Origin of the sequence: Shinella sp. M27 (assembly GCF_049199905.1) — a bacterium.
GTDB lineage: Bacteria > Pseudomonadota > Alphaproteobacteria > Rhizobiales > Rhizobiaceae > Shinella.
Genome location: NZ_JBLZPK010000054.1, coordinates 1 through 4,056, shown reverse-complemented (window position 1 = coordinate 4,056; position 4,056 = coordinate 1). Strand labels below are relative to the sequence as shown.

The window sequence follows — 4,056 nt, the reverse complement described above, 5'->3', positions numbered from 1 at the left end:
GATCTTCTGCGAGGACTGCTCGATGCGGCCCATGGCGTCGATCGCGCTCTTGACGATATCACCCGACTTTTCGGCGCTTTCCTTGGTCTCGCGTACGATCTCGGAGGCTTCGATGGCGCGCGTGGTGGAGGTCTTCACCGTCGTGGTGATCTCCTCGAGCGCGGCTGCGGTCTCCTCCAGCGAGGCGGCCTGCTGCTCCGTGCGGTGGGCGAGCTGGTCGGCGGCGGCCGAAAGCTCGCGGCTGTTGCCGGTGATCGTGCCAGCCGTGGTGAGGATGCCACCCATCGTGCTGCGCAACGTGCGCATGGCGCCGTTGACGTTGGCCTGCAGCTCGGCGAAATCGCCCTGGAACTGGCCTGCCATTTCCTGCGTGAGATCGGCATGCGAGAGCGAGGCGATGACACGACGCACTTCGCTGACGCCGCGGTCGACATTCTGCACCAGCGCGTTGACGCCAGTGGCGAAGCGGCTCAAGTCCTCGTCCTCATAGGTCTTGGTGATGCGGCGCGAGAAATCACCGGCTGCGGCAGCGGCCACGATCGTGCTGATGTTGGATTGCAGGTCCTTGCTCTGCGCCTGAAGGGCTGCTTCCTGGGCTTCCATGTCGCGCATCTGCATCTCGTTGGCGCGGAAGACGTCGAGCGTGCGGGCCATGGCGCCGATCTCGTCCTTACGCTCGGTGCAGGGGATCGCGTCATCGAGCTTGCCGGCGGCGAGGTTCGACATGACGCCGGTCAGGAGCTGGATCGGGCGCACGATGCCCTTGCGGGCAAAGGCGATGCTGAACAGCATGCCCGCGACGATGCAGACGAAGGCGGTGGCGAGCAGCAGGACCTGCGTGGTCGTCGAGCGCGAGATGGCGGTGGCGCGCGATTCCGAAAGCGTCCTGGCGGAATAGGTCGTGTATTCCTTGAGCGCCGAGGTCACGGCCTTCTGTCCCTCGAGCGCCTTGTCGAGCGCGGCGAGGATGGCCGCGCGGTCGTCACCCTTTTCCGTGGCAACGGCGACCATAGCGCGGATCTCGTCGAAATAGGGCGTCATGGCAGCGCGCACGCCGTCGAGCAGCTTCTGTTCGCTGGCGTCAGCCGTCGAGGCAATCTTCGGCAGGCGGTCGAGCATTTCCTTCGAGCGCTTGTCCGTCTCGGCGGCGAAATCGCCGGCCTTTTCCGGGGCGAGCGCCAGCTGATAGGTCATGCGGCTGATGGCGATGACGTCGATGCGCAGGTCCATGGCCTCGCGGGCCACCTCTTCCCGCGCACCGGTATCCTCAAGCGCACCGCCGAGCGAGGTCAGGCCGCGACTGCCGACGGTGGCGATCGTGCCGGCGGCAATGCCCATCAGGAGCACGAGAAAGCCAACCTTCCGGGAGATCGAGAGATCCGAGATTTTCATGGACAGAGGTCCCCTGGGGCGACCGACGCTGTCCTGGCGCATTCATCCCGCACAACCCGGCATCATTCCGGGTCCATGCGGGCCTTGTGCGGCACAAAGGTTTCGATTGTCTTGCGTTTTTCCCGTTGCCTTTGGGGGTCGGGAACCGCCGTCAGGCCTTGCGGAAGACGTAATCCGTCTCCTGCCGCAGCGTCTCGCCGTGGCGCAGGATCGCCTTGGGGAAATCCGCGTGATTGACGGCGTCGGGCCAGATCTGCGTCTCCAGGCAGAAGCCGGCGAACGCGCCGTAGTGGCGACCTTCGAGGCCGGGAACGGCCGGGCCGACCTTGGCGCCGGTATAGAGCTGCACGCCCGGCTCGGTCGTCAGCACGGCAAGCGAAACGCCCGAAACGGGGCTGCGCACCTGGGCGACGGGACGCTTGGCCACGCGCTCCGGCGAAAGGCAGAAATTGTGGTCGAAGGCGACACCTCCCTCTTCCGTCTGGCGGGCAAGCGGGGTCCATTCCCTGAGATCGAAGGGCGTGCCGGCGACAGGGCGGACCTCACCGGTCGGAATGAGGTTTTCATCGACGGGCAGGTAGTGTTCCGCCGTCAGACGGATCTCGTGGCCCAGCGCATCCGCGCCGCCATCCAGAATGAAATAGCTGTGCTGGCAGAGATTGACCGGCGTCGGCGCGTCGGTCACGGCCTCATAGACGACGGAGAGCGCGCCCTCGCCCGGCAGGCGATAGGTGCAGGTGATGGCGCAATTGCCTGGATAACCGGCGCGGCCGTCTGGATCGGTCAGCGTGAGCGTGACGAAATCGGCGCCCTTTTCGGCAATCCGCCAGTTCTGCCGGCCAATGCCGTCGCTGCCGCCGTGCAGATGCGTGACGCCGCGCTCGTTGCGTTCCAGCTGGTAGTCATGGCCATCGATGGTGAAGCGGCCATCGCCGATGCGGTTGGCGCAGCGGCCGGGCGTGGCGCCGAAGAACGGTGAATGGTCGAGATAGGACGGCAGGTCTTCGAAGCCGAGCACCAGCGGCGCATCGTGCCCGTCAAGCCTGAGGTCCTGGATGACGGCGCCCCAGGTCAGGACAGAGGCCGTCAGTCCGCCGCCCGATATCGTGACGCGCTCCACCGCTTCCCCCTGATCGAGCCGACCGAAGATATCCTGTTGCTGACCCACGCTTGCGTCTCCTCCGCCGGCTTTTCCCCGCGCGGCAACCTGCTTCAATTCCTTGCCGGCCGCAACCGAAAAGTCATACTATTCGACAACCCGTCAGAGGTTCTTCTGATAGACGAGGAAGGGGGTCTTCTCCGCAATGCGGTCGTAGAGCTGGCGCGCAGTGGCGTTGAACTCCTGTGTCATCCAGTAGACCTCGGGCGAGCCGGCCTCCTTCGCCTTGGCATAGACGCCTTCGATCAGCGCGCGGCCAATGCCGCTGCCGCGCACGTCGGGATCGGCAAAGAGATCCTGCAGGTAGCAGACATTGCCAACCGTCCAGCACGAGCGATGGAAGAGGTAGTGCGCGAGGCCGACAGGCTTGCCGTCGAGCGTGGCGATGAGGCCACGGTATTCGCCCTCGGCGACCTCGCCCGTCAGACGGGCGAAGGTCGTGGCAAAAATCTCTTCCGGCAGAACCGTCTCGTAGAAGGCGAGATAGGCGGTCCACAGGCGGCGCCATTCGCCTTCATCATCCTTGTGCAGCGGGCGAATAACGACACGGCTCATGGTCAGGCTCCCGTTCCGATCTTTTCGAGGTCGTATGGCGTTGTCTGGTAGATTTCGTTGATCCAGTTGCCGAACAGCAGATGCGCATGGCCGCGCCAGCGGTTCTGCGGCGGCAGCGCCGGATCGTTGTGCGGGAAATAGTTCTTTGGCATCTTGATCGGCACGCCGGCCGAGACGTCGCGGAAATACTCGTCTGCGAGCGAGGTCGAGTCGTATTCGACATGGTTGAAGATATAGAGCCGGTTGCCGGCCGTCTCCTGCACGAGGCAAACGCCCGTCTCGTCGGATTCGAGCAGGATATCGAGATCGTCGACCGCGCGGATGTCCTCCGTGCGGATCTCCGTCCAGCGCGACACCGGCACTTCGAAATCGTCGGAGAAGCCGTTGAGATAGACCGATGACGGCTTGCGATTGTGGTGGCGATAGACCCCGAAAGCCTTTTCGTCGAGCGTGTGCTTGGGCACGCCGTGGAAATGGTAGATCGCCGCCATCGCGCCCCAGCAGACATTCAGCGTGGAATGCACATTGGTTTCGGTCCAGTCGAGGATGGCCTTCATCTCGTCCCAGTAGGTGACGTCCTCGTAGTCGAGCGTCTCCACCGGCGCACCGGTGATGATGAAGCCGTCGAACTTGCGGTGCTTCACTTCCTCCCACGTGTCGTAGAAGGCGAGCAGGTGCTCCTCGGAGGTGTTCTTGGCGCGATGGCCGCCGACACGCACCAGCGACAGTTCGACCTGCAACGGCGAGGCGCCGACGAGGCGTGCCATCTGCACTTCCGTCTTGATCTTGTTCGGCATGAGGTTGAGAAGCCCGATCTGCAACGGGCGGATATCCTGCCGGATCGCCATCGTTTCGGTCATCACCCGGACACCCTCGTTCACGAGAGTTTCGAAGGCGGGGAGCGTATCGGGAATCTTGATGGGCATGTCTCAACTCGATCCAAAACAAAA

The 4,056-nt window shown here is 63.9% G+C and carries 4 protein-coding genes; all 4 read right to left on the bottom strand.

Going from position 1 to position 4,056, the window contains the following annotated elements; genetic code table 11:
• Positions 1 to 1,392: methyl-accepting chemotaxis protein (locus ACOZK4_RS19895; RefSeq protein WP_421593391.1), on the bottom strand; the 1,392-nt coding region annotated here is incomplete at its 3' end.
• A 151-nt stretch (positions 1,393 to 1,543) separates the two neighbouring features.
• Entirely contained in the window at positions 1,544 to 2,560 is a 1,017-nt protein-coding gene (locus ACOZK4_RS19890) for an aldose epimerase family protein (RefSeq protein ID WP_421593390.1), read from the bottom strand.
• Positions 2,561 to 2,653: 93 nt separating this feature from the next.
• Positions 2,654 to 3,106, bottom strand: coding sequence for a GNAT family N-acetyltransferase (locus ACOZK4_RS19885; protein ID WP_313531563.1), 453 nt, complete (start codon positions 3,104 to 3,106; stop codon positions 2,654 to 2,656).
• Between the two features lie 2 nt (positions 3,107 to 3,108).
• A complete protein-coding gene (gene metA / locus ACOZK4_RS19880; protein ID WP_313531562.1) occupies positions 3,109 to 4,032 on the bottom strand; it encodes a homoserine O-acetyltransferase MetA in 924 nt (307 codons plus the stop codon).
• Positions 4,033 to 4,056: the final 24 nt, after the last annotated feature.

Excerpts from the sequence above, each read along its gene's own strand:
- metA (WP_313531562.1), bottom strand. The coding sequence starts at position 4,032 with ATGCCCATCAAGATTCCCGATACGCTCCCCGCCTTCGAAACTCTCGTG.
- ACOZK4_RS19885 (WP_313531563.1), bottom strand. The coding sequence starts at position 3,106 with ATGAGCCGTGTCGTTATTCGCCCGCTGCACAAGGATGATGAAGGCGAA.